General features: G+C 69.4%; 19 protein-coding genes. 3 read left to right on the top strand and 16 right to left on the bottom strand.

Going from position 1 to position 25,294, the window contains the following annotated elements; genetic code table 11:
* Positions 1-40: 40 nt before the first annotated feature.
* From ftsH to HNQ61_RS17715, 8 genes are all read right to left on the bottom strand, one after another.
* Positions 41-1,984, bottom strand: coding sequence for an ATP-dependent zinc metalloprotease FtsH (gene ftsH, locus HNQ61_RS17750; RefSeq protein ID WP_420816092.1), 1,944 nt, complete (start codon positions 1,982-1,984; stop codon positions 41-43).
* Between the two features lie 119 nt (positions 1,985-2,103).
* On the bottom strand, positions 2,104-2,664 hold the full coding sequence (gene hpt / locus HNQ61_RS17745) for a hypoxanthine phosphoribosyltransferase (protein WP_205761618.1): 561 nt from the start codon (positions 2,662-2,664) through the stop codon (positions 2,104-2,106).
* Entirely contained in the window at positions 2,657-4,024 is a 1,368-nt protein-coding gene (tilS, locus tag HNQ61_RS17740) for a tRNA lysidine(34) synthetase TilS (protein WP_170035414.1), read from the bottom strand. The genes hpt and tilS overlap by 8 nt, the downstream gene beginning before the upstream one ends.
* A 233-nt stretch (positions 4,025-4,257) precedes the next feature.
* The gene (locus HNQ61_RS17735) at positions 4,258-4,794 is read right to left on the bottom strand and encodes a BON domain-containing protein (protein ID WP_205761616.1); all 537 of its coding nucleotides are present in this window, start codon (positions 4,792-4,794) and stop codon (positions 4,258-4,260) included.
* A gap of 276 nt (positions 4,795-5,070) precedes the next feature.
* Positions 5,071-5,961 carry a glycerophosphodiester phosphodiesterase family protein gene (locus tag HNQ61_RS17730; protein ID WP_170035413.1) on the bottom strand — a complete coding sequence of 297 codons (891 nt, stop codon included), beginning with the start codon at positions 5,959-5,961 and terminating at the stop codon, positions 5,071-5,073.
* Positions 5,962-5,983: 22 nt separating this feature from the next.
* Positions 5,984-6,499, bottom strand: coding sequence for a hypothetical protein (locus tag HNQ61_RS17725; protein ID WP_170035412.1), 516 nt, complete (start codon positions 6,497-6,499; stop codon positions 5,984-5,986).
* Between the two features lie 118 nt (positions 6,500-6,617).
* Complete coding sequence (locus tag HNQ61_RS17720; RefSeq protein WP_170035411.1) at positions 6,618-7,385, bottom strand: pentapeptide repeat-containing protein; 768 nt, start codon at positions 7,383-7,385, stop codon at positions 6,618-6,620.
* 43 nt (positions 7,386-7,428) lie between these two features.
* Positions 7,429-7,680 carry a hypothetical protein gene (locus tag HNQ61_RS17715; protein ID WP_170035410.1) on the bottom strand — a complete coding sequence of 84 codons (252 nt, stop codon included), beginning with the start codon at positions 7,678-7,680 and terminating at the stop codon, positions 7,429-7,431.
* A gap of 147 nt (positions 7,681-7,827) precedes the next feature.
* Here HNQ61_RS17715 and HNQ61_RS17710 point away from each other — a divergent pair, with 147 nt between their 5' ends.
* Both HNQ61_RS17710 and HNQ61_RS17705 read left to right on the top strand, forming a co-directional pair.
* A complete protein-coding gene (locus tag HNQ61_RS17710; RefSeq protein ID WP_170035409.1) occupies positions 7,828-8,382 on the top strand; it encodes a hypothetical protein in 555 nt (184 codons plus the stop codon).
* A 25-nt stretch (positions 8,383-8,407) separates the two neighbouring features.
* Positions 8,408-8,731, top strand: a complete 324-nt coding sequence (locus HNQ61_RS17705; RefSeq protein WP_170035408.1) for a hypothetical protein — start codon at positions 8,408-8,410, stop codon at positions 8,729-8,731.
* Between the two features lie 713 nt (positions 8,732-9,444).
* Here the strand turns inward: HNQ61_RS17705 and HNQ61_RS17700 are convergent.
* Complete coding sequence (locus HNQ61_RS17700) at positions 9,445-11,064, bottom strand: ATP-binding protein (RefSeq protein WP_170035407.1); 1,620 nt, start codon at positions 11,062-11,064, stop codon at positions 9,445-9,447.
* Positions 11,065-11,270: 206 nt separating this feature from the next.
* On the opposite strand from HNQ61_RS17700, the gene HNQ61_RS17695 reads away from it, so the two are divergent.
* Positions 11,271-11,936, top strand: coding sequence for an endonuclease III domain-containing protein (locus HNQ61_RS17695; protein ID WP_170035985.1), 666 nt, complete (start codon positions 11,271-11,273; stop codon positions 11,934-11,936).
* Between the two features lie 119 nt (positions 11,937-12,055).
* Here HNQ61_RS17695 and HNQ61_RS17690 read toward each other — a convergent pair whose 3' ends face one another.
* The 7 genes from HNQ61_RS17690 to HNQ61_RS17660 all read right to left on the bottom strand — a co-directional run bounded on the left by HNQ61_RS17690 (position 12,056) and on the right by HNQ61_RS17660 (position 24,887).
* Positions 12,056-12,271: a hypothetical protein gene (locus tag HNQ61_RS17690; RefSeq protein ID WP_170035406.1), complete on the bottom strand. Its 216-nt coding sequence runs from the start codon at positions 12,269-12,271 to the stop codon at positions 12,056-12,058.
* Between the two features lie 382 nt (positions 12,272-12,653).
* Entirely contained in the window at positions 12,654-12,989 is a 336-nt protein-coding gene (locus HNQ61_RS17685; RefSeq protein ID WP_170035405.1) for a YrhB domain-containing protein, read from the bottom strand.
* Positions 12,990-13,712: 723 nt separating this feature from the next.
* Positions 13,713-14,123, bottom strand: coding sequence for a hypothetical protein (locus tag HNQ61_RS17680; RefSeq protein WP_170035404.1), 411 nt, complete (start codon positions 14,121-14,123; stop codon positions 13,713-13,715).
* Between the two features lie 87 nt (positions 14,124-14,210).
* Complete coding sequence (locus HNQ61_RS17675) at positions 14,211-14,849, bottom strand: RHS repeat-associated core domain-containing protein (protein ID WP_205761611.1); 639 nt, start codon at positions 14,847-14,849, stop codon at positions 14,211-14,213.
* A gap of 419 nt (positions 14,850-15,268) precedes the next feature.
* Positions 15,269-15,736, bottom strand: coding sequence for a hypothetical protein (locus HNQ61_RS17670; RefSeq protein WP_170035402.1), 468 nt, complete (start codon positions 15,734-15,736; stop codon positions 15,269-15,271).
* Positions 15,737-15,764: 28 nt separating this feature from the next.
* Positions 15,765-20,990, bottom strand: a complete 5,226-nt coding sequence (locus HNQ61_RS17665; RefSeq protein ID WP_170035401.1) for an RHS repeat-associated core domain-containing protein — start codon at positions 20,988-20,990, stop codon at positions 15,765-15,767.
* Positions 20,991-21,647: 657 nt separating this feature from the next.
* Positions 21,648-24,887 (bottom strand): VIT domain-containing protein, encoded by a 3,240-nt coding sequence (locus HNQ61_RS17660; protein ID WP_170035400.1) that lies wholly within the window; start codon positions 24,885-24,887, stop codon positions 21,648-21,650.
* Positions 24,888-25,294 lie beyond the last annotated feature (407 nt).

Genomic DNA, 25,294 nt, shown 5'->3' with positions numbered 1-25,294 from the left:
CCATCGCACTCACGCACCCCGCACTGACGCACTTTTCCCCTTACGCCAGCCTCGGCGTCAACCCTTCCACGCCCCCGCTGGGCTTGGAGTGCCGCTCCGGCGCGGAGGGCAGGTCCGCCAGATCCGGCGGGCCGGGCTCCGTGGCGGGCTTCATGGGGGGAAGCGCGCGGCCCTCGGAAAGCGCCACCACTTCATCGCGGGTCAGCGTTTCGCGCTCCAGCAGCGCGGCGGCGATGGCGTGCAGCGACGCCTCGTGCTCGCGCAGCGTCACGCGGGCGCTTTCCAGCGCCTCGCCCAGCACGCGCGCCACCTCGGCATCCACCAGCTCCGCCGTCTTTTCCGACACCTCGCGGCGCGATCCCAGGTCGCGGCCCAGAAACACTTCCTGCTCGCTTTCCGCGATCGCCACCGGGCCCACCGCGTCCGACAGGCCCCACTGCGTCACGTACGCGCGGGCGATGCGCGTGGCCTGCTGGATGTCGCCGGCGGCGCCCGTGGTCACCCGGTCGCGGCCAAAGATCAGCTCCTCCGCCGCGCGCCCGCCGTACGCCATCACCAGGCGCGCCTCCAGCTGGCGGCGGGTGATGGACACGCGGTCGTCCTCCGGCAGCGTGAACGCCATCCCCAGCGCGCGGCCGCGCGGGATGATGGTGACCTTATGCAGCGGATCGTTGCCCAGCACCACGATGGTGCACAGCGCGTGGCCGGCCTCGTGGTACGCGGTCAGCCGGCGCTCCTCGTCCTTCATCACGTAGGAGCGGCGCTCGGCGCCCATCATGACCTTGTCCTTGGCGTCCTCGAAGTCCGCCATCTGCACCTTTTCGCGCCCGCGGCGCGCGGCGAGAAGGGCGGCCTCGTTCACCAGGTTGGCCAGGTCGGCGCCCGCCATCCCCGGCGTGCCGCGGGCAATGACGCCCACTTCCACGTCGGCGCCCAGCGGCACCTTCTTCATGTGCACCTTCAGAATCCCCTCGCGGCCGCGCAGGTCCGGCGCGTCCACCACGATCTGCCGGTCGAAGCGGCCGGGACGCAGCAGCGCGGGGTCCAGCACGTCGGGCCGGTTGGTGGCGGCAATGAGGATGACGCCGTCGTTGCCCTCAAAGCCGTCCATCTCCACCAGCAGCTGGTTCAGCGTCTGCTCGCGCTCGTCGTGCCCGCCGCCCAGACCGGCGCCGCGGTGGCGGCCCACCGCGTCGATTTCGTCGATGAAGATGATGCACGGCGCATGCGCCTTGCCCTGCTCAAACAGGTCGCGCACGCGGCTGGCGCCCACGCCCACGAACATCTCCACGAAGTCCGATCCGCTCATCGAGAAGAACGGACGCCCCGCCTCACCCGCCACCGCGCGGGCCAGCAGCGTCTTGCCGGTTCCCGGGGGGCCCACCAGGAGCGCGCCCTTGGGAATGCGCCCGCCCAGCCGGCTGAACTTCTTGGGATCCTTGAGGAACTCCACGATCTCCTGCAGGTCGGCCTTGGCCTCGTCCGCCCCGGCCACGTCGTCAAACGTGATCTTGGGCGTGTCGGCGTTGAGCATGCGCGCCTTGCTCTTGCCGAACTGGAAGGCCTTGTTGCCGCTGGCCTGCATCTGTCGCGTGATGAAGATGAAGAACGCGATGAACAGGACCCAGGGAAGCGCGGTGATCAGCACCTGCGCCACGCTGACGGGCGCCTCGGTGGCCGAAATGTGCACGCCGGATGCCTGCATGAGCTTGATCAGCTCTTCGGAGTCTTTGACGGGCGCGCGCGTGGTGAAGCGGTGCACCGGCGTCTGCCCCACCATGGTGGGCTGGCGCAGGTGACCGCGCAGAACGGCGCCGTCAATGACCTGCACCGAGTCCACGTTGCGGTTCTGCAGATGCGTGGTGAACTCGGTGTAGTCGATGGGCCGTACGCGCGCACCGCGGCTGCTGGTGAGCTGAACGGTGGCGATGGACAGCGCGATGAGCGCCATCCAGAAGAGAGACGTACGCGTGATGCGGCCCATCTTGGGCGGCTGCGGACGGGGCGTGCCCTTTTCTTCGTCTGCCATGACTGCGTCTTTCAGTCGCGGTGCCGCCGCAGGGGCGGCCCGCGTTCAAGATCGATGCGAACGGAAGCGGCCGTTCAGGGCTGAATGACCCCGATGAACGGCAGGTTCCGGAAGTATTCCGAGTGGTCCAGCCCGTACCCGATCACGAAGTCGTGCGGGCAGTCGAAGCCCACCCACCGGGGCTCCAGCACCAGGTCGCGGGCGATGTGCTTGTGCAGCAGCGCGCACACTTCCAGCGACGCCGGGTTGTGCGTCCGCAGCTGCGGAAGAAGGCGGTTGAGGGTGGTGCCGCTGTCGACGATGTCTTCCACCAGAATGACGTGCTTGCCCGTGAGCACCGACGACGAGTCGTACAGCAGGCTCACCTCGCCCGTGCTGACGGTTCCCCCGCCGTAGCTGGAGGCGATCAGAAAGTCCACCTCCATGGGCCGGGCGATCTCGCGCACCACGTCGCTCAGAAAGATGAACGAGCCCTTGAGGGTGCCCAGCACGAGGAGTTCCTCGTCCTTGGGATAGGCCTCCGTGATTTCGCGCCCGATCTCGCGCACGCGCTCCGCGATCTGTTCGGTGCTGAACAGGATGCGCGACAGGGGGCGGCCGCCGGTGCGGGCCAGGGTGAGCTCGGTGTCAGGCATCGTAGATCGAAAGGGTGATGGCCGGCTCGCCGGGCCGGGGCCCGGCGTCTGCCGCGGCGGCCACGCCGGCCACCCACAGCACGGTCCCGTGCGCGTCCGCCAGCACGGGCACGGCGAGACGCGCCCGCAGGGGGACGCGCGCCTCGCCCAACAGCTTCTTCAACGTACGGGTTCCCGCGTGCGTGCGGATGCGGTCGCCGGGCAACCATCCGCGCAGCAGCAGCGGGAACCGTGCGGGGTCCGCGCTCACCCGCAGCGTCCAGCGCGCATCCGCCGGGGCGTCGACCCCCGCGGTCCAGCGCGCCGCGAACCGGGCGCCGCCGAGCGCCAGGCCGCCCTCTCCCGGCACGGCGGGGATGAGCAGCGGCGCGTCGGGCGGCGGGGGTTCCGGGCCGGGGCCGCGCTCCACGCGCGCGGTGCCGAACTCGGTGGTGATACGCACTCCGCCGGCGAGCCGCAGGGTGCGCCCGCTGGAAGCGTTGCTGATAAACTCAAGCGCCAGGCGGGTTCCCGCGCGGTCCGGCGCGGCACCCAACCGGCGGAGCAGCAGCCGCAGCACGCGCGCGGCCACGGGCCAATCATAAGCCGCGAAGCGGTCGCGAACAAGCAGCAGGGCGCCATTCTCTTCGCGCGCGGATTCCGCCACCAGCGGCGCGAGCACGGCCTCCCACGCGGCCTCGTCCTCGCGGGCGAGCGCGGCCAGCCGCACCAGGGCCCGGCGCGCGCCCGGCGCCACCCGCTCCGCCTGCGGAAGCACCCGGTGCCGCAGGCGGTTGCGCGACGGCTCCAGCATCCGGTTGGTGGGGTCCGGCCGCCAGCGCAGCCCCGCCGCGCGGGCGTACGCACGCAGTTCATCGCGCCAGAACGGGAGCAGCGGGCGGACCAGCCCCGTCCCGTCCGCGGGCGGAATGCCGGCCAGCCCGCGCACCCCCGTGCCCCTCAGGACGCGGAACAGCACCGTTTCTGCCTGGTCGTCCGCGTGGTGCGCGGTGGCCAGGTGCGTGGCGCCCGCTTCCGCCTGGATGCCGCGCAGAAAGGCGTAACGTGCGTCGCGCGCCTCGGCTTCGGTGCGCGGCGGATGACCGGCGCGCGCCGTCCGCAGCGGCACGCCCCACGCGCGGCACAGCCCCGCCACCCAGTGCGCGTCCGCCGCGCTCCCCGCGCGCATTCCGTGGTCGAAGTGCGCGGCGGTCAGCGCCAGCCCGTCATCCTCCACGGCGAAGCGCAGCAGGTGCAGCAGCGCGACGGAATCCATCCCCCCGGAAAGCGCCACCACGACGTGCGCCCCCGTCCCGCGCACGCCCAGCGCATCCAGTTCGCGCCGGAAGCGGTCCGCGAGCGGTCGGGTGGATTCGTCCATGCGGGCGGATTGCGGGAGTTGCGTCTGGTGACGGTGATCGGCGAAGCGGATGATATCGCGCCGGGAACGACGGAAGTCCGCGCGCGGAGGTGCGGCGTCCCCTTCCCGGCCGCGGATACAACCGTCGCAGAACGCAGGCGGATGCGCGTCCCGAGACGCTGTCGATCCGAATCTACCGGCGTCCAGTCTGAAAACAAACTCGCCGCCCGTTGCGGGGCGGCGAGTGGGGCAGGTCAGCGGGCGTCGCCGGCGCTTCGGCGCGGGACGCCGTCGCGGGGCGGGCGCTTGGCGGTGTTCACGCGCAGTTCGCTGTGCACGCCGCGCACGCCTTCCACGTCCCACGCATCATCCGTGGCGTAGCGCACTTCCTGGTAGTCCGGCAGCTCGCCGGTAAGGGTCACCACGCCGTCCTTGACCTCTACCGTGATCGCCTCGGCATCCACCCAGGTGTCGTAGAAGAGCGCGTCCTCCACTTCCTGCTTCAGCTCGGCGTCGGGGCGCGTGCGGCTGCGCAGGCGCTGGTGGTAGGGGCCCAGGCCGTAGCGGGCGGGGCCGTGCAGGGGCCCGCTCTGCCACTCGCCGTCCGTGTCCTCGAACTCCATCTCCGGCTCGTACGACGGGCCGCTGCTGAATTCCTGCCGCGCGCCCCCGAAGCCGGAGAACGGATGAAAGTCGTCGCCGTATCCGTTGGCGCGGGGACCCATTCCACCCTGGCGGGGGCCGGGGTTCCACTCACCCCGGTGGCCCCAGCCGGCATCGTATCGCGACATCGTTCTCCTGAAAGCGAAAAGGTTGGCCGCGCGGCGGGGCATCCTCATCCCCAAAACCGGCCTTGTCCCTGCCCCGCGCGGCGCCGTACGGGCCGCAACAACCGTTCCAGACAGGAGGAGAAAAGAAGTGCCCGGTGGACAAAAGACAGCGTCCGCCGGCGAGAGGCGCTCAGCGTTCGAGAGGCTGGCCACGCACGAGCGGCGCAGAAGAGGAAAGCGCCCGGCGCCGCCTGGGCACCGGGCACTTGAACCTGGGCACTTCAGTTCATCCCCGCCTCAGCTCCGCAGCAGCCGCTCGAGCCACGGCTCCACCTCGTCCGCGGGCGGGCCGGGCGGGAGCGGGCGGCCGGTAGCTTCGTGGAGCACGCGCGCGAGCCGGTCCGGCCGGTCGCTGATGACGCCGTCTACCCCCCACGAAAGCAGCCGCCGCATGTCCGCCTCGTCATCCACCGTCCAGATGTGGATGGCCACGTTGCGCGCGTGCGCCTCGCGAATCCATCGCGGGCTCAGCACCTGCCGACCGCCCGCCTTTTCCGGCATCTGAAAGGCATCCACCGGCGGCCGGTAGAAGCGCGTGGTGCGGGAAAGATGATGGGCCAGAAAGGCATACAGCTCCTGCGCCCCCGCGCTCGTGGGCCCGGCGTAGTCGCGAAAGGCGCTTCGATTGCGGCGGTCTCCCGCGGCGATCAGCACGCGGTGCGTGGAGCCGGTGGCGTCGATGGCGCGCTGCACCGCCGCCTGCGCGCGGCCGTCCTTGATCTCCACGTTCACCCGCGCGTCGGGAAGCGCCTCCAGCACCTCGCGCAGGGTGGAAAGCACGACTCCCCGCCCGCGGTACGGAAAGGTGCGTCCGCCATCCGGCGTGAAGCGGTAGCCGGCGTCCAGCGCGCGCAGTTCCGCCAGAGTGTGGTCGGCCACGCGCCCGGTGCCGTCCGTGGTGCGGTCCACGGTGGGGTCGTGGATGACGACGCACTCGCCGTCGCGCGTGGGCTGCACGTCGATCTCCAGCAGATCGGCGCGCCACCAGTGCAGGGCGCGCCGAAAGGCGTGGAGCGTGTTTTCGGGGGCGAGCAGAGATCCGCCGCGATGGGCGATCAGAAGGGGCGCACCGCCCAGGTAGCGGTGGCCCGGACGGGAGCGGCCGCCCAGCGGCGAGGGAATGCGCACGGAGCGGCCGCGGACCGGGGGTTCAGGGCTGCGCTTCGAGCCGCTCGATTTCCGCCTGCGACACGCGGTACAGGCGGTGCAGCACCAGGTCGATGAGCTGCGCCGTCATGGCGCGGGCGTACACCACCTGCTGCGAGTCGGCGCCCTTTTCCACGTCGGCGGAAAGCTCGGCGTGGCGGTCGCCCAGCATGGCAAGGATGGCTTCCACCCCGTCCGGATGCGGGCGCGCCGGGGCCAGGGCGTCGGCCGGCACGCGCTCCACCAGCAGTCCATCCACAAAGGCGAGAAAGGCGGGAAACACCATTTCCGTCAGGTGGCCGCCGGGAATGCTTTCCTCGTCCGTAAGCTCTTCCCACGCAAGCTCGTTGACGTACAGCTCCTCGCCTTCCCGGCGCACGTACTCCAGGTGCTCGGCGGACAGCTCCTTTGCGCCGGCGCCGGCGGTGGGCGCGGGGCGGCCGAGGGCTTCCAGAATGCGGGCGCGGCGGCGCTCGACGTAGGCCTGTGCGGTCACGGGTGCGGGGGCGTCGGTGCTCATGGAAACGGGGCTCCAGCCAGAAACGTACAGAAGATTTCGATCCCGGGATCGGGCCGGAGAACATAGGCCGGCGCCCCACCGGACGCAACGCGCCGCGCTCCCGGGCCGCGGCGGGCCGTCAGGCGGAGGGCGCCATCCCCGCCACGCGGCCCGGGCGGGCCGGCTCCTCTGCCGGCGCCGCATCCGGCTCGTCCATCGTCGCCAGATCCAGCGCGGCCCCGTCCATCAGCACGTCGCTCAGAACGGCGCCCGTAAGGTCCGCCCCGCGCAGCACGGCACTCTCCAGCCGCGCCCCGGTGAGGTCCGCGCCGGACAGATTGCACCCCGTGAGGTTGGCCGCGCGCAGGTCAGCGCCGCACAGCCGGGCGCCGCTGAGGTCCGCGTAGTCCAGCGAGGCGTGCTCCAGCACCGCGTCGGTGAGGTTGGCGCCGTGCAGGTACGCGCCGGTCAGGTTGGCGCCCTTGAACTGCGCGCCCACCGCGTCGGCGCCGGTGAGCACCGCGCCCTTGAGGAACGCGCCGGTAAAGCGGGCTCCGCGCAGCGTGGCCCACTCCAGAAACACGCCTTCCGCGTAGGACCACTCCATCACCGCGTCTTCGGCGTGCACGCCCCACAGGTTGGCGCCCTTGAGGAACGCCTCCGTGAGGTCCGCGCCGCTCAGGTCCGCGCCCTTGAGGTCGGCACCCTGCAGCTCGGCGCCGGCCAGGTTGGCCCGCCGCAGCTGCGCCCCGGCCAGCGAGGCGCCCTTGAGCACCGCGCGCTCCAGCAGCGCCCCGGAAAGGTCCGCCCGCTCCAGCCGCGCGCCGCGCAGATCCGCGCCGCGCAGCCGCAGGTGCCCCGCGGCAATCAGCATCCACAGGTCTCGGTCGGAAAGCAGGCGGTCCATGCGGGGCTCCGGGGGAAGGTGGTGGCGGGAAGGGTGGGGCGGATCAGCGGCTGGCGCTCTGCGTGGCCACGCGCCAGCGCATGTGGCCCGCCCATCCGCAGCGGCGGCACTCCCGCGCCGCGGCGCCGCCCATGCGGGCCAGCAGCAGGTCCAGCGAGCCCGCCGTGCGCCGCCGGTCGGTGACGGTGCGGCAGCAGGGGCACTGCGGCGCGTACGGCAGCCGGCCGAAGTAGCGGGACAGGCCCCACGCGGCCGCCGCGGAAAGCAGGCTCAGCAGCACGATCATCACCGTCACGCCACCCCCTCGATCCCCGGGCGAAACCAGCGGTCCGGACACTCCGGACCGTCTGGACGCGTATGCAACCGCCGTTCCCCGGAGATCGCACGGACCTTGCGAGGCGTGGGAGGACGTGAACTCCACCCCGGACGCGGAGGCCAGCACGTGGGCGATCATCGGTACGGCCGCGAGTTTCGCGGCGGATACGGCGGGGACTACGGGCGGCCCTATCGCGCCGGCCCCGGACGTGGGTACGACGCGGGATATGCCCGGCCCAGCCGGTACGACGCGGGATACGCCCGGCCCAGCCGGTACGACGCGGGATACTCGGCCCGGCCCGCCTACGACGCGGGCTATGCCCTGCGGTCACCCTGGCTGGGCGAGGCGGGGCCGGAGTGGCCGTCGTTCATCCCCTTTGGATGGAACCCCATGGCGCGCTGGTCCGGGTGGGACCCCGGGATGGGCGCCGCGCCGCGCTCGCCCGATCCCATCGCGCGGGCCGCGTACGGCGAGGGAGGATACGCGCCGGGAGGCCATGACCGCAGACCCCGCCCGCCGTCGCGCGGATACGGGCGTGATTTCGCGGGCGCGCCGCGGCGCGTGGACCCGCGGAACAGCCCCACGTGGGGGCGCGGCGGGGACGACGCGGTGCGCGAATGGGCGCGCAGGCACGGATACGGCATGGAGTTCACCATCGAACCGCGCCCGCGGGGGCGCTGATCGTCACCAGAGACCGGAGCATACGATGCCCAAGCGTAACGTGGACCCCAGCTTTGACCCCGAGGAGATCGAGGACCTGGACCCGCTCGGCGAGCAGGCCTTTGCCGAGGCGGGCTTTCAGGACGGGCCCGACGGCGGTCCGGACTTTTCGGCTCCGGGGCTGGTGGATTCGGCGGATGACAAGCGGCCCGGCGGGTTCGGGCAGAAGGTGGCCGGGATTCCGGAAGAGCGCCAGCACGAGATCAACACGCCCAGCGAGCAGCGGCCGGACAGCGGCTTCGGCGTGATTCACGAGCGCGGCGGCGAGAGCAAGGGCGATCCCGCGGTGGGCGGCACGCGCCCGGACTGATCGCGGGGTGGGTGGATGACCAACGGGGGCGCCTCAGCCGAGGCGCCCCCGTTCGTTTTCCGCCGTGCGAGGACACGGGCCCGGCGTGGATGGCGGAGTTCAGGGCGGCCCCCACCCGGGCCGGCACCACCGGCCCACCCTCCCCCAAAAAAGACTGGGGGAGGGTTGGGGGGCGGAGAGTTCGTCGCGGCGCGCGGAGTCTCTGCCCGGCGAACGGCTTCCGGAGCGGATGAATCCGCCGCTCCAGAAGCGCAAAGCCCCGACACCGGCCGCTGGCGCGCCCGGTTCGGGGCTTCAACTGCGATGGGTACGAGCAGGTTGGTTGGGGGCGCAGTCCGCGGAGGCGGACTTCGTGTCTTTCGAGGCGCGGTTTCAACCGCCGGGCGGCACCCGCCGACCCGCACCGCCCTCAGCCCCCGCTCCGGCCGCGAGCACCATCCGTAGCGCACCGATCTGCCGTTCTCCCCTCTCCGTGCGGCAGTTTGCACGGGGACGGGCCGGGGGAGGGGCCTGCCAGCCATCCGCCGGCACAGCACCATCCGAAGAAAACCAATCTGGGGTGTGCTCCCTCTCCCACATCCGTTCGTGGGAGAGGGTCGTCGTGCGCAGCACGCGGGGTGAGGGCCCCCGCCCGCCACCGCGCCGAACCCCGTCTCCACACCAGACCGCTCCCCTTCTACGAAGTTCTACGAAGTAAGCGGACGGGAACTCGCTCAGACCGCCTTTTCCTCCGCCGGAATGGTGAACAGGAACGTACTCCCCACGCCCAGTTCGCTTTCCACCCAGATCCGCCCGGCGTGCTGCTCCACGATCCCCCGCGCGATCGCCAGCCCCAGCCCCGAGCCGCCCTTTTCCCGCGCGTCGTGCGAGTGAACCTGGCGGAAGCGCTCGAACACCGTGTCGAGCTTGTCCAGCGGAATGCCGCGCCCGTGGTCCTGCACCGAAAAGAGCGCGTGGCCGCCCTGCCGGATCGCGCGGATCTCCACGGACGACCCCGCGGGCGAGAACTTCACCGCGTTGCCGATCAGGTTCACCAGTACCTGCGCCAGCTTGGGGCCGTCCGCCACCAGCGAAAACGGCGCCGGCTGCACCACCAGCGACACGCCCGCCGCCTCCGCCGACCCCGCCACCGTCTCGGCCGCGTTCACCAGAAGCTCGCCCGCGGAAATCGTCTCCAGGTCCAGCGATCCGCGGCCGGCGCGCAGCCGCTCGATCGTCAGGATGCTGTTGGTGAGCTCCGTCAGGCGATCGGCGTTGCGGCTGGCCACCTGAATCAGGCGGCGCGCGCGGTCGTCGGCAATGGTATCGGTGTGCATCCCCGCCAGCAGCCCCAGCGCGCCGCGGATTGAGGTGAGCGGCGTGCGCAGTTCGTGGCTCACCACCGCGGCGAACTCGTCCTTCAGCCGGTCCAGCTCCCGCTGCTCGGTGACGTCGATGCCGCTGGCCACCACGTGCGTCACCTCGCCGTTCTCCCCCGCGATGGCGGCGTTGGACCAGGCGATCCGGCGGCGCGTGCCATTCCTCATCACCCACTCGTGCTCGCTGCGCCGCGCGTACTCGCCCGCGGCCAGGTCGCCCATCATCTCCACCACGTCCGGCGCGTCGGCGGAGTCCACGAAAAGGGTGAAGTGCTGGCCCAGGACCTCTTCCTGGCTGTAGCCGGAAAGCCGCTCGCACGCGCGGTTGAAGCGCACGATGCGCCCGTCGATGTCGGAAACCACGATCAGCGCGTCCGCCGTGTTCAGCACGGTGGCGCTGAAGGCCCGCTCCGCCGCCTGCTCCCGCAGCGCGTGCTCCAGCGACTGGCGGGCGTCCAGCAGCGAGCGCCGCTCCAGCCGCAGGCGGATCTCCCGCTCGGCGCTGGCGGCCAGTTCGGCCAGAACCTGCACCTCGTCGTCCGTCCACCGCCGTGGATGGTAGTCCACCACGCAGAAAGTGCCCAGCGGGCGGCTCTGCGCGTCGCGGATGGGGACGCCCACGTACGAGACCAGCCCCATGGAAGTAACCGCGGGTACCGTCCGGTATACGGGGTGTTCGCGCGCGTCTCCGATCACCAGCGGCTCGCCGCGTCCGAGCGCGTAATGACAGAAAGTGGTCTCCTCCAGCTGCCGCACGGTGGACAGCGGCTCGCCGAAGCCAAAGCAGCTCTGCAGAAAGTCGCGCCGGTCATCCACCAGGTTCACGAAGGCGGCAGGCACGCGCACCAGCCGTGACGCCAGCCGCGTCAGCCGCTCGAACACCTCGTCGGGCGGGGCATCCAGCAACTCCGTCATCCGCAGCGACAGGAGGCGCGCGGGATCGGACCGGTCGTACGGCGTGGCGGATTCGGACATGCGAGAACGTCAGCGCTAAGGTATGTACAGCGTCCGTTTCGAATCTATTCGCGCACGCCGGGCGCGGAAAGCGCCATCGCGTGATCAGGCTGCGCCCGGCAGCCCCCGTCGCGCGGCCCGCGCGCTCCAGTCCACGCCGCAGGGCCGTGTTTCTGCAATCCTTCCGCCGCGGCGCAATCTGATCCCCCCTGCCCCGTGCGCGCGTGATGGACAAGCTGCCGTTCGACATCGACGAAGTGGTGCGCCGGCTGCGCGAGGCCGTGCGCCCGTTCGCCCCCGCCGCCCTGTTCGACCTGGCGGACCGGGGCTTCGGCTCGCCGTTTCAGCAGCTGGTGGCGTGCATGATCAGCATCCGCACGCGCGACGAGGTGACGACGCCCACCGCGCTGTCGCTGTTCGCCCGCGCCGCCACGCCCGCCCAGGTGGCCGCGCTCGCGGTGGAGGAAATCGACGCGCTGATCCACGACTGCGCCTTTCACGAGGCCAAGGCGGGGCAGATCGCCGAGATCGCGCGGCGGCTGGTGGCGGAGCACGGCGGGGAACTGGGGTGCGACGAGGAGCTGATCCTGGGCTTCCGCGGCGTGGGGCCCAAGTGCGCCAACCTGGTGCTGGGGATTGCGTGCGGGGTGCCGCGGATCGGCGTGGACATTCACGTGCACCGGGTGACCAACCGCTGGGGATACGTGGCCGCCGCCACGCCGGAGGGTACGATGCGCGAACTGCAGCGGGTGCTGCCGGAGCGGTACCACGTGGAGATCAACCGGCTGCTGGTGCCGTTCGGCAAGCACGTGTGCACCGGCCGGCTGCCGCGGTGCAGCACCTGCCCCGTGCTGGACTTCTGCCGTCAGGTGGGGGTGGATGAACATCGGTAGATGACGGGCGGTCGCCTCGCCGCGACGCGGATCGCGGCTTTCGCTCAGTCCCCGTCCCGCCGTCCGCGACAGCTCCATCCATCGACGGAGCGCGATAGAGGCGGGATTGGATCGCCATCTCAGGTTTCAGGCGCGGCTGGCGGTGGCGCGGCGCACTCGGCGATGATGATCGCGAGAAGCCGGGATGCCTTCAGGAACTCGATGCACCGCGTGCGCTGCTCCACGCGCAGATCTTCCGCGGCGATGCGCTCCAGCAGTTCATCGACCTCTTCCATGAGCGACTCCGCCTGTCCCGCGTGATCGATCGGGGCGCCGCCCAGAAACGCCGCGTCCAATCGCGGCGACCCAGCTGACGACGTGATCGATCTCGCATTCCACGTCATGGCCGGGCGATCGGCGGTTGCCGTTCTCGTAGGCCTCCGTCGGGCGGTCCAGCCGGATCCACGCGTGCCAGCTCCGCACGAACTCACGTTTTCCGTTCATCTTCCTTCCCGCTCGGGTGCAGGCCCCCATCCCACGTTCCGCCGCGCGACCGGCAGAACCGTCCGCCGGCACGGAGCGCCGGGGCCGATGCGTGCCGGCGCAATCCTGCAGAGAAAGACAGGGGCCGCCGGAATCATCCAGCGGCCCCTCACCCTGAATCCACGGCCCGAGCCGGAGCCGCTGCGCGGCGGAGGCCGGCTATCTCACGGCGATCGAGGTCGATCGACGAACTCGTCAACCTCGGGGATGGCTCGACCGCGCTTCGCTGGCGTCACCCGATACACCTTCACGCCATCTGCGCTCGTGCGGAGCAAGGTACGCGGAAACTGAGCTGGCCGTACCCAGTACGTGGAGAATTCCAGAGCCTTTCTCCACGAGCACAGGCGCATTCCCGCCGATCAGGAACCGTGGATTCCGGGTCTGCTGAAACAACTCAGTGGTGTAGAAGAACACCCATCCGTACGGCAGATCCAGGGTCTGCTCTTCCAGTATCACCAGATTCAGATCCGGCCGGTCCAGGGTTTCCAGATATTGCGCGACGAGAGCCTTCGCTTCCGCTTCTGTGATCATCGATTCTCGTGGGGAGGTATGAGGCCGCCCACGCCCGTCGGCGGCGACTCGAAGCGGCTACTCCAAGTCCCCGAAAAGTGCGTGAAAGATGGTAGGAATCGCTGACCGGTTCTGACGCTTCAGATACGGTTCTGAACGCGTCGACAACCATGGTACCGGCTCATTGCAGAGGGCAGGATCGAGTTCCTGTAACCCGTGTTCCGAGAGGGCCCGGCACGTTCCTTCAATGATCTCCGGCCACGGGGGCTGACTTGGCGGCGTCAGAAGAAGCGAGGCTGAGACTCGCGTTCCCGTGCTCGAGAAGCGGTTCCAGTACCCTGACCAGAACGGACCCACACGGCTGACATCAATGATCCAGTACGTGAGCTGGTCAGCGTGCATCCTGAGAAGCCTGGACCGTTCTGAATCGGTCACCTGATCGCTGAACTCTGTCCAGTTGGGAGATCCTGGAAGGCCGATGTGAAATACGCATCTGCGATCCGCAAGCTGACTGGGGAATTCCACTTCAACAGCACAAGCATGATCTCGCGATATAACCGTCACCAATTCCTCGAGGCGGGGAATCGTTGCAAGCTGGTCTGGTTGTTGGATGGCGAGTTCTTCATACACTCCGGTCGGGTAGCCAGACCGGAGTACCGCTTCGATCAGCAATCGTTGCTCGACCACTTCCCGTACCCCCCACGATCAGTTCACCGGGACGTTCAGGAGAAGAACTCACGGGGCTTACAACGAGCGCCGCCTACTAGATTCGGGTGAGTTAGTGTATAAGAGACCAACCGCGACCAGCAGAAGCATCCGCACCACCAGTGAAAGCAGATACATGTTCAACGTACTCGCAGTCCCATACATGATCGCGAACCGTTCCATTCCATCAACGTATACATACCACATATTGGCGAAAAGACTCAACGCCAAAGCCATTCCCATCGTGACAGTTGCACGCCGAAACCTCCCTTGATAGACCTGCAGGCAGAATAGCGCCAACAGCATCGATTCAGAAAAATTAATTCCCACACGCCACAGGGGCGCAGGGATGAACGGCGTAGACGTTTGTTCGTAAACGAGATAGGGATCCATGAGAAGGGAAGTGCCCACGCAGGCGACGCCTACAAGAATCAGAAACTTCACGATCATGGCTCCCGTCCTGTGTTCGGGCAGGCAGGCGGTATCTGTTGCTCACTGGTCCGCCTTGGATAGCAACCCACCAAGATTCTCGTAGCGTTATCTGTAGTGGTCGCCGGAGACGTTTTTGTCGGTAAGTCCGTACATAATCGCGTGTGCATGACCTAATTCATGCCCTAGCGCCACCAATGCACTCACGTTCCACAGTTGGCCAACTCGCGCCGGGTCGATCAACACCCGCGCGTCGTCGTTGAACCACCCGCGCCAAGGCATGTAGGTCATTGCGCCGCCGGCGTGCAGCACGATTCTCAATCTCACCTTAAGCCCGAAGGGATCATCGTACGAAACAGGATCCCCCGCCGCGAATCCATACGTATTCAGTCCACCCTCAACCCCGATCGGGTCCGTCTGCGTGAACTGGCCCGTGGCCGGGTCGTTGTAGCGGTTGCGTATGTACATGCGGCCGCTCGCGTCCCGCATGCCGTCCACCAGGCCGCCCCACCAGTCGCTCTGGCCAGAGGGCGCCGTTTCCGCCGCGTGGCTCGCCGTCGTCTTCCACCCCGGCCACACAATCCACAGGCAGTTCGTCACCACGGTGCCGTGGCACTCCGCGCGCTGCCCGTTCGCCAGGGTACCCGTCGCGAACGTGCCCCCCCAGTTGTCGTGCGGGATGACGCTCGTGCCGCCCTTGGTGATCACCAGCGGCCGGTCGATCCCGCCCCCGTGCAGGTAGCTCACGCGCCCGTACTGCCCAGTGCCGGAGGCGCGCGCGTTCTGCGGCGGCCCCGCCGTCATAGTTCCGCAGTTCACATAAAACTGCTCACCTGATGATCCGTGCGATCGGTCTACTTCCGAGTGCGAGGCGCGCAGCAGGGATGCGTCCACGAGGGCGCTGAATTATTTACGTTACGTAGATCTGAACTCCACCGGGCGTGGCTCCGAGAGGCGCTCTCCAACAGCGCGCCCCTCGAAGCCACAATACGGACTGCCGCTGCGCTACCACTGTACTGAGCCGTCACGTGTATCATCTGCGCCGTTCTCACAGCGAGGTAAGACGATCCGACCTAATCACCTGCTGGATTCCTAGCCGCCCGAGCCGTACACCGTCGTGCCATGCCCATAGGGCGGATCCAGACCCCCATAGCTAACGAGCGGTGTCAGGCCACCGGAACAGCCCATTCGGCACCTGCATCCATCATTGCGAGCCGGTCACTCTCTCCACAAGAGAGGTACGAAAAATCGACCGAAAGAGCTAAAAAATTTCCTGACGCTAAAAACCATTTGCCCCCAAATGCTTGGTCGTGAGTACATTCCAAGTGATTGGCTTCCGAACGAAAGTAGATGTCCACGCCTACATCATCGAGGGATCGCGAAACGTACGGGAACGTCGATATATTGCGCAGAAACCCTGCTGTTTTCCCAACAGGATGCACTCGAATCCCCGCGATTCTCCCGAATCGGTCTTCCAGGCGATCATAGAACGTAGTCAAGTCTCCATGGCCAGATTCTTCGTATCTCCGTTCAGAGATAGTGAAGGCCACGGGTGACTCCCCGCGGATCCATGCGAGTCGAAGTTTGTCATCGAAAAGCATGATTAGCCACTCGGTTTCCAAGTCGCTTTCCATCTGTCTCTTCCGTGCAGGAGTTAGTAGCTCATCGAAGCATGTTGAGCGCACGGTCGATCAGCGCAATCCGTGCAGCTTGCACTCCCGACTTATCCACCCCCGCCCTGATGACTTCCGTGGCAACTAGTCGGTACCTCATCAGAGTAGCGCGCCCGAGACCTTCTGGTATGGAGAAGTTAGCCGCCTTTTGAGCTGCACCTTGGACGTTTTTACCGAAGAATTCCCGCAACAATGCCCGTTCAGCGGGCGCAATCGCTGAATGCGTCGCCACTCCGGTCCCCGTGCCAGCCGCCGCCGTGCTGCTCAGAAAGCCTGATGCCATCCCGGCGGCTGCCACTGTGATTGTCGTCTTGGCGTACGTATCTCTCGTCCAAAGGGCAGAGAAATATCCGAGCGCCGTCGCGCCAACTCGTTGGGCACCATCGCTGTTCATCGCTACACTTGCCCAGTGCTGCGTAGCGTCCTCCCCAGCAGATACTCCAAGCAGGTCGCACATCCATTTAGGGGGGCACAAGCCATATGGGTCGGAGTACGACACCGGATCCCCGGCCGCGAACCCGTATGCGTTCAGCCCGCCCGCGACGCCGATCGGGTCCGTCTGCGTGAACTGTCCGGTCTTTGGGTCGTAGTAGCGGTTGCGCATGTACATGCGGCCGCTGGCGTCGCGCATGCCATCCACCAGACCGCCCCACCAGTCGCTCTGGCCGGAAGGCGTGACTTCCGCCGCGTGGCTCGCCGTCGTCTTCCACCCCGGCCACACGATCCACAGGCAGTTCGTCACCGTGGTGCCGTGGCACTCCGCGCGCTGCCCGTTCGCCAGGGTACCCGTCGCGAACGTGCCGCGCCAGTTGTCGTGCGGAACGACGCTCGTGCCGCCCTTGGTGATCAGCAGCGGACGGTCGATGCCGCCCGCGTGCAGGTAGCTCACGCGCCCGTACTGCCCGCCCGTGCCGTCCGCGAGCTCCTGGTTCTGCCCGTTACTCCCGTTGGCCCGCAGTTCCCACAGCAGCTGGTCGCCCGACCAGATGAAGCGCGTGATGGTGCTGGCGCACTCTCCCATCCCAGTGCCGTTGCACACGCTGTCCCGCCGCGTGCGCTCCAGAATGCGCCGGCCCAGCGCGTCATACCTGTACTCGGAGAAGAGTCCGCGCGTGTTCAGGCCCGCCTCTCCCGACTGCGAACGACTGTCCGTCTGCAGCACCCGCAGCTTCTCGTCGGCCCCGTACAGGTTCCACGTCACCGAAACGCTGCTGGTTTCGGTGACGGATTTGTACGTCACATCCCGGGCCCACTCCACGTTCCCGGACAGGTCATAGGACCGCAGGGTGCTGTCAGGCAGGAACGGCTCCGCAGGATTCTCCGACGGAAGCCGGTTGATCCGGAGAACACGGCCCGTCTTGATCGCGTACTGCGTCTGGTACGGCACGGGCGTGGCGTTCTGCATGGTGCTGCGACGGAACTGGTTGCCCATCGCGTCCACCGTGAACCGCTCGATGTTGGCCGCGTTGTCCTCGACGTTGTTCCAGTTCGTGGCGACCAGGTTGCCCAGCCCGGAGAACCAGTTGTCCGAGTGGCTCCCGTCCCCATCAAACTCGGTGTACGAGTGCAGCAGCTTGCCGCGCGCGTCGTACTCGTGCGTCTCGCGGCTCAGCTCACCCTCCACCGCGGTACTGTCCACGCGGAAGATGCGCTGCCCGCCGACGTCGTACACGCTCCGCTCGATCCCGCTCGGATACGTCTGCCAGATCATCCGGTCATGCTCGTCGTATCCGAACTGGAAAACGTGCCCCTGCCGCCCGGTCACCTGCGCCAGCGCCCCAGTCACCGAGTGATAGGCGTAGCTGTCCGTCCGGGATCCGGCCGCGGCCAGGTTGCCCGGGTGCTGCACCGTGTTCACCCGCCCGGCCATGTCGTAGCCGTACTCGATCCCGTAGACGTGCTGGCTGTAGTCCAGGCCGTCGTAGCTGCGCATCTGGATCGTATCGGTCCGGAGCGCGCCGCCGGGGTAGTACCCGCGGAGTACCCGTGCGTCCAGGTTCTCGGCCCACACCTGGTTGCCCGCCGCGTCGTAGCGGTAGACGAACACCTCGCCGGGGATGGAGTAGCCACCCGCCGGATTGGTGGAATAGAACGGGAACCGGTACAGCGGGCAGGGATCCGCCCCGCCGGGAGGGCACTGGCGGGCGTACGATGTTTCGGGAACGGTGCGCTTCACCATGCGCCCCAGCGCATCGTACTCGGAGAGGATGCGCCGGCCGCGCTGGGTGATCCAGGCGGTGACGTTGCCCGCCCGGTCGTACTCAAACCGCTGCACCGGGCCGGACCCGTCGTTCTCCGTCAGCTTGCGGCCGGCGTTGTCATACGTGTACTGGTTGATCAGCGTGCCGACACCCGCGGAGTCGGGGCTGCTCCACCGCTTCACCTCCAGCAGTTCGCTGCCCGTCCCGTACACGTTCTCCACTATGAGCAACTCGGCGGGCTTGATCCCGGGGCCGGTATAGGTGCTCTGGGGATTGGCGTGCGGCATCACCGCCGGGCCGATCGCCTCCGTCCGCTTCACCCGTCCGAAGGAGTCGTACACCGTGCGGTTGCGCGCACCGCTGCCGTACAGCCCCGGCACGCTGGTGGCGCTGTCCGCGCGGATGGGGGTGATGACCAGCGTGTCGCGGCCCAACTGGTCGCGCACGTGCACGGTCAGGTAGCCCAGCGGCGACTTGGACGTGTAGAGGTTCCCCACCGCGTCGTACGTGACCTCTTCCGAGCCGCCCGGCACCCCCGGCTGCGGCGCCGGATAGTACACGTGGTGCACCATCCCCGCCGTCACGCCCGACGTGTAGTAGTCGAACGTCACCCGCCGGCTCGCGCCCCCGCTCTGCCGCCAGAGCACGTTGCCATTCGCCGGGTCGTACGCGGTGGAGTCGATGCCGGCCAGCGGCGTGCGCACCCCGTTCGCCACCGTGTAGCTCAGCGCGCTGGTCACCGTGTTGCGCGCGTTGTCGTACGTGTACCGCGTGGATGCGTTGCGCCCGTCGCCCAGCGGGTTGACCGTCACCGTGCTGTCTACCCGGCCGCGCGTGTCGTACGCCGCCAGGCTCTTCACCACCAGCGCGCCGCTGGGGTCCGGCCCGCGCATCTCCGTCACCAGCGCGGGAAAGCTCGCGTTGCCGCGGATGAGCCCCGTCTCGCCGCCCATGGCATCACGCACGCGCCGCGGCGCGCCCCACCGCCCCACCCAGATCAGCGTGCGGTCCGCCACGTCCGTGCGCGGCCCATCCAGCATCGTGTACGCCTGTGACAGTGGCACCGCGCTGGTGATCCCCTTCCCCTCCGCCGGCTCCAGTGTCTGGATGATGCTGTCCCCCGGCGCCAGCTCCATCCGCGACGAGGCCAGCGTGCGCCCCGGCCCCCAGGTGAAGCGCGTCTGCACGTTGCGCTTGTCCGTGCGGGAGATGACGTACCGCCCGTCGTAGCCGAACGCGGTCAGCACCGGATCGGGATGGTCGCGGATGAAGGTGATGCGGTGCTCCGAATCGCGGATCAGCGTCACCGTGTCCGCCCGGTTGCCGGACAGGTCGGGCGCGTAGATGGTCTCCACGCGGCCGCTGGCGTTCGGGATGAAGGCGTAGCGCACCTTGGCACCCGCCAGCCCGGGCTGCAGCGGCACATCGACGCCCATCATCCGCCATGAGACGGTGTCGTAGACGAACCGGGTGTGCTGGTCCAGCCGGTTGACCGTGCCCACGTGTACGCCGTTCAGGCGGTACGTCACCCGGCCGCCTTCCGGCAGGCGCCGTTCGTATCCGCCGTCGATCCCGCCCGCCCACAGCGTGTCGCGCCAGTCCACCGTGTTGGCCGCCCACACTCCCGTGGTGCCGGTGGGGTTGTACACGCGCGTGCTTCCGTCCCCGCCCACCCGCAGCATGCGGTTGCCGGACACGGGGTACAGGCGCTCCACCCCCGCCAGCCACCACCCGGGCCCGAACTCGCTTGCGCCGCGGTGCACCACGGCGATCTCGCCAGGAACCGCCGCCGCGGGCTGCGGGCCGGACGGGTACACCGCCGTCACCTGCAGCGTGTACGGGTAGACGCCGGTCTCCGTGGCCATCCCCTCCACCACCACGGCCACCCGGCGCGTGGTGCCCGGCCCCCACGCGCTCCCCGGGTACACCGCCGGATAGCTGGTTCCGTTCGGGCGGATGACCGTTACCTGCACCGAGGTGGGGACGGCCGCGCCCGCCGGCAGCCGCACGTCCGCGTAGATGCGCGCCATTCCGGACACGTGCGCGCTGCTGTACAGGAGCGTGGGTGCCCGCGTCCGTCCCAGCGCGGTGAGCGCGGGAAGCCCGTGCGCCAGCCGCAGGTCGCCGCACTCCATGGCCCCGCCCGGCGCGATGGCCACGGTCACGCACTGGTCGCGCGCCACGGTGCCGCCGGAGTTCAGGTCCACCAGGGTGACGGTCATGGGCGCCGGCGTGCTCCCGCTTCCGACCGCTTCCAGCTCTACCCATCCCGCGTCCTCCATCCCCGCGGTGGCGCCGCGAGCGGCCAGGCGCACGCTCAGTTCGTGGCCGGGCAGGATGGCGGGATACGTGAGCGGCACGACCGCGGAATCCCCCGCGGCCACCGTCACCGAGGCCGGCGCGGTGCATCCCGCGATCGTGTATCCCACCCCGTCAAGGCAGCTGGGGTGCAGCGTAAAGGTCGCCTGCGCCGGTCCCGTGTTGCGCACGCGAAAGGGGTACGACTGCGACACCCCGGCCGCCACCTGCCCGTAACCCCCGTTGGGTGATACCGTGACACCCGGAGTCCCCAGTGAATAAAAGACTTCGGGGCTCGTCCGGCAGTTCTGGTTACGGTCGCACGCCCGCACAGAGATGCGGTTGGACCCCGCCTGGAGCGGCACCTGGCCCGTGACGCGCGCGATCTTTCCCTTGGCCGTGGTGGAAAAGATGTCGTATTGAAAGGACGACGTCACGTTGGCACCGTTCCAAAGCACCTGCAGCCCCGTCTGCACCGGGTCCGCGTCCGTGATCTGGATCTGGACGGGGAGCGTGGGCTGCGTGTAGATCCCCGCGGCGGGCTTGATGGAGATCATGGGCGCCACGGTGTCGAAATCGGCGCACGTATCATCCGTGCACGACGGGGGCGGCGTGATCTGCGCGCGCGCCGGGGAGGGATGGAACAGCGCGGCGGCGGCCACCAGGGCGAGGGACGCGGCCGCGAACCGGGCGGCGAGGGAGAAGAACGTGGTCATGCGGAGTGCGGGAGGCGGGGGGACGAGCAAACCAGCGGAGATGCACGGCGGAGGCGAGGACCCTGGCAGGCTCTCGCGTCCACTTCTGGCTCCGCGGCGGGCGCGGCGGAGCCGTCTGTCGAACATGCCTGAATCGGCGGTTTCCGTCCAGCGGCAACGGTGTGACGTTCGTCGGCACACTCCGTTCACCTGATCCGAAAACGCTTCTCCCGCAATTACTTGGATTCAACCCCGCCACGACCCGGCGCGTAAACACGGCCGTCGCGTTTTTATTTGCACAATGGGAGCGCTGGACGCATTCGAATCGGGTGCGGGAAAATGGACGCAATTGGGGATGGATGGAGTTCGTCCGCTCCGCCTGAGCTTGCGGGAAGGTGGCCGTCCAGCGGTTTTCTGGGATCGCTAGTCGGGGCCGCGAGAGATGAAGATTGATCGGCCCCCGCCAGTTGGCGGACCCGCGCGAACACGCCGCGTGATCGCGAGAACCGTCCGTCGCGAGAATGCGTCGGGGCGGATGCGAGCGGCGCATCCCCGAATCAACGAAAAACGGGGCCGCTGGAATCATCCAGCGGCCCCGATGCTTGATCATCATCCATCAAACGTGTTGCTGCGAAGGTCCGGCTCTCGTCCGGCGAGTGAGGTGCGTCCCGCGCCCACCTATCGCGCCACGGGGATGCTCGTCACGAACCGCACGTTCGACGGGTCGCCCTGCACCAGCCGGAACGGGTGGATCCGCACCACCGGCGCTCCCCGCGCGCCATCCGACCGGATCACCACCAGCACGCCGCGGCTTACCCCCATGGCGCCCGCGCTGAAGTACGTCACACCGACGTGGTAGGTGCCGGGCGAGACCTTGTCCACGCGCACCACCTCCGGCCCGAACCCCTGCGTGACGTCCTGATACAGTTCCAGCCCCTGCGCGCTCTTCGGATGGGCGTAGTACACCTCCTCGCCCGCCGGATCCACCACGTGCAGGTCCACGTCGTTGGCGTCCGCCTCCCACGCCAGCGTCACGCGCAGGGCATCGCGCCGGCCCAGGTCTACCCCGTACTCCGCCGCCTCGCCCCGGATTTCCGCCGCGCGGCGCGGTTCCCTGGCCATCCACGCGCGCAGCACGTAGCCCAGTTCCTCGTGCACCACGCGCTGGGCGTCACGGTACCAGTCCGGAAAAGTGCGGCGGGTGGCATCCTGCAGGACACGCGCGGCCTCTTCCTCGCGCCCGTCCTGCCATAGCATGAGGGCCAGGTGGCGGTAGCCGTTCACCCGGTCCGGGCGCTGCTCCAGCGCGCGCCGCAGCGGCGTCTCGGCCAGGCGGGCGGCATTCACCCGCAGGAGCAGCAGCCCGGCGCGCTGCAGCAGTTCCGGCTTGCCATCCGCCACCTCCACCAGCGAGCCCAGCGCGCGCTCCGCCTCGTCGCGCCGGTTCAGGTTCAGCGCGGCCTCGCCCAGCGCCTCGTACACCTGCGGATTTTCGGGATCGTACGGCTGCCAGTCCAGCGCCAGTTCCCGCAGCGACGCCCACTCCGCGCGGGCCCACAGCGCCTCCGCCAGCTGGTTGCGAAGTTCGCGGTCGCGCGGGGTGGCGCGAAGCTGCGTGCGCAGGCTGTCCACCCGCGCGGGGGAGGCGATGAACGGCCGCGTCCACTCCGGAGCCTTGCGCGCGGGCGCGGCGGCACCGTTCCCGGCACTCGCCGCGATCGGGGCGCGGGGTTGCGAAACGGAAGCCGGCGAAGGAGGCGGCACCACGGCCGGAGGCGGGGGAGGAGGCGGCGGGGGAGGAGGAGGAGGAGGGGGCGCGGACGGCGGACCGCCCGCCGCATAGCCTTCCTCCCGCTCGGCCGGCGCGTCGACGGACGGCGCGCCGGTAACCACGACCTCATTCAGCCTCGCGCGGCGCGCCACCGGCGCCGGCGCGCCCGCCGCCGGCGCACTGCCCGCGGACTCATCCCCATCTTCCGCCTGCGTCACGTCCTCCGCCGAATCCGCGGCGGCCTTGCCTTCCGCGACGCGCGGCAGGCGCTGCCGGTCCACCCGAGTGATCCCCGTCGGCCCTACGGCCAGGATGTCGGAAAGCGAGCGGCGGTCCAGCCCGAAGCGGTCATAGTCGCGCTCCGTCTCCAGCACCAGAAGCGTCGTTCGCGGCGACAGCACGCGGTGCTCCACCGAAATCCGCACCTCTTCCCGGGCCAGCGCGGCGCGGGTGCTGTCGTCCGTCGTACGCGAGGCGCGCTCGTTCAGCTCCTGAAGGTGGGCGCGGTACGCCTCGCGCCGCAGCAGCGGCGCGAAGGTGCCCGCCTCCATCCGCTCCGCGTCGCCCGGCAGCACCTGCCCCGTGCGCCCCGCCAGCCGCGGCGAGGGGCGCGCCCCCGCCTTGAGCCGGCCGACGACCAGCACCTCGTCCCCCGGCTGCACGTCGTCCGCGCCCGCCGCGTACACCCACTCGCTCCCGGGGTCGCTCACGGTGAACGCCGCCCCGGGCGCCAGCGCCAGCCGCCGGGCCGCGTCACGCGCGCGCACCTCCAGCGAGTCGGAAAAGGGAATGGACACCACCCGGCCGCGGCCGCCGGTGATCATCCGCAGCGTGGCGCCGTCCTGCCGCGCGCCCAGCACCAGCGCGTGCACCGCCGCCCTCGCGGGGATGGAATCCGCCGCCGCGCGCAGGAGCGCCGGATCCACCCGCCCGAGCGTCGCCACGCCGTCCGTCTGGATCACCACGGTGGCGGCCGGGTTGGCGCGCGCCACCTGCGCCGCGTCGTGCAGCACCGCGCCCAGGTCCGTTCCGCCCAGGTAGCGCCGCTCGCGCAGCAGGGCGCCCACGCGGCGCGCCATCTCCCCCGCCCGGCCGGCCGCCACCCGCGTCACCCGGTGGTCGAAGGCGCGCACCTCCACCGCGTCCCCCGCGGGAAGCGAAGCCAGCAGCGCCTCCAGCGCGCGGACGCGGTGCTCCGCGCCATCCGCCCCGGAGGCGCTGGTGTCCAGATAGAACACCCAGTTTCCGCCGGCCGTGCGCACCGCGCGGGGGACCGAGGGGCGGAACGCCGCCACGTAGAAGCCGTCCGCCGCCAGCACCCGCGCGCCCGCCGCTTCCGGGGCCGGACGCCACGCCACGTGCAGGTCCTCGGTGGGAATGAACGCCTCGTCGGAGCGGTCGATGATGCGCGCGCCGTCCGCATCGCCCACGCGGCCGGGCCCGGCGGTGCGGACGAACAGGTCCTGCCGCGGCGCCTCGCCGGGGAGCGGGCGGAAGCTGCCGTGAAAGGTGAATACGCCCACCCGCGGCAGCCCGCGCAGCGGAAGGCTCCACGCGCGCTCCCCGTCCACCTGGCGCAGCAGGGTGCTGTACGCCAGCACCACCCGCACGGTGGCGTTCGCCTCGATGGGGAACACGCGCGCGCTGAAGCGGTTGCCCGCTTCCTGGTCCAGCATGGCCGGATCGCGCATCTCGTGCAGGATCTGGTCGTACACCTGGTGCGCGCGCAGCCGCTCCACCACCTCGCCCTCCATCAAGCGCCCGTCCACCTCCTTGGCCCACCGGCTGACCGTGGCGCCTTCCGGAAGGATGGCGCTGAACCGCCCCTCCATCCGCCGCGGCCGGGGGTTGCGAAAGCGCATCTCGATTTCCGTCAGCGCCAGCATTCCCTGGACGGCCGTGCGCACGTCCATGCGCTCCAGCGTCAGGTCCTGCCCGTCCGGGTCGGAAAGGGCGAACGGCGCGGGAACCGGCACCGTGTCCCGCTCCGCGCGCGGCGGCCGGTCCACCCCCGCCCTCGCCGAGGCGGGCTGTGCCTGGAAAGGCGCGGCGGATGCCGGATCAGTGCGGCGGGCGAGCGCCGCCGCGGGGAGCGCGGCAAGCGCCGCCACGACGAGCGCGGTGCGGGTGGATCGGCGAAAGGTCACGGGAAGCCCGGGGAGATGGGGTGGAACCGGCCAGCGGAGGGCGTTCAGGATCGTACGTTCGGGACGCGGCCGCGTCCAGTGCAGGCGCATGCAAAACGCCCCGGCTCCCTGCATTCTGCCATGGGCGCGGGAGTGCCCGCCCGCGGAAACTGTGGCGTACTCACGTAGCACAGGAATTGATATTCTGCAACGTGAGAATGTATTCACCCGGACGCGCAGGAAAACCGTTCGCAGCCGGGATGCGGGGAGTGCGGGCGAGGGCGGCCGGGAACGCGGGCGGGACGTCCGCGGCACGACGCTCCCGGACCGGGTGGTCCGCGCCCGGAACCCCGTGCACCCGCTTGCGTTGACGCGCTTTCGCGCGCAACGGAGAAGAAGGCGCAGAGTGTTCCGGCACAACGGGATGG

It is taken from the genome of Longimicrobium terrae (assembly GCF_014202995.1).
GTDB lineage: Bacteria > Gemmatimonadota > Gemmatimonadetes > Longimicrobiales > Longimicrobiaceae > Longimicrobium > Longimicrobium terrae.
Note: the sequence above shows the minus strand (reverse complement) of the source record. Positions and strands in the feature narration are given on the sequence as shown.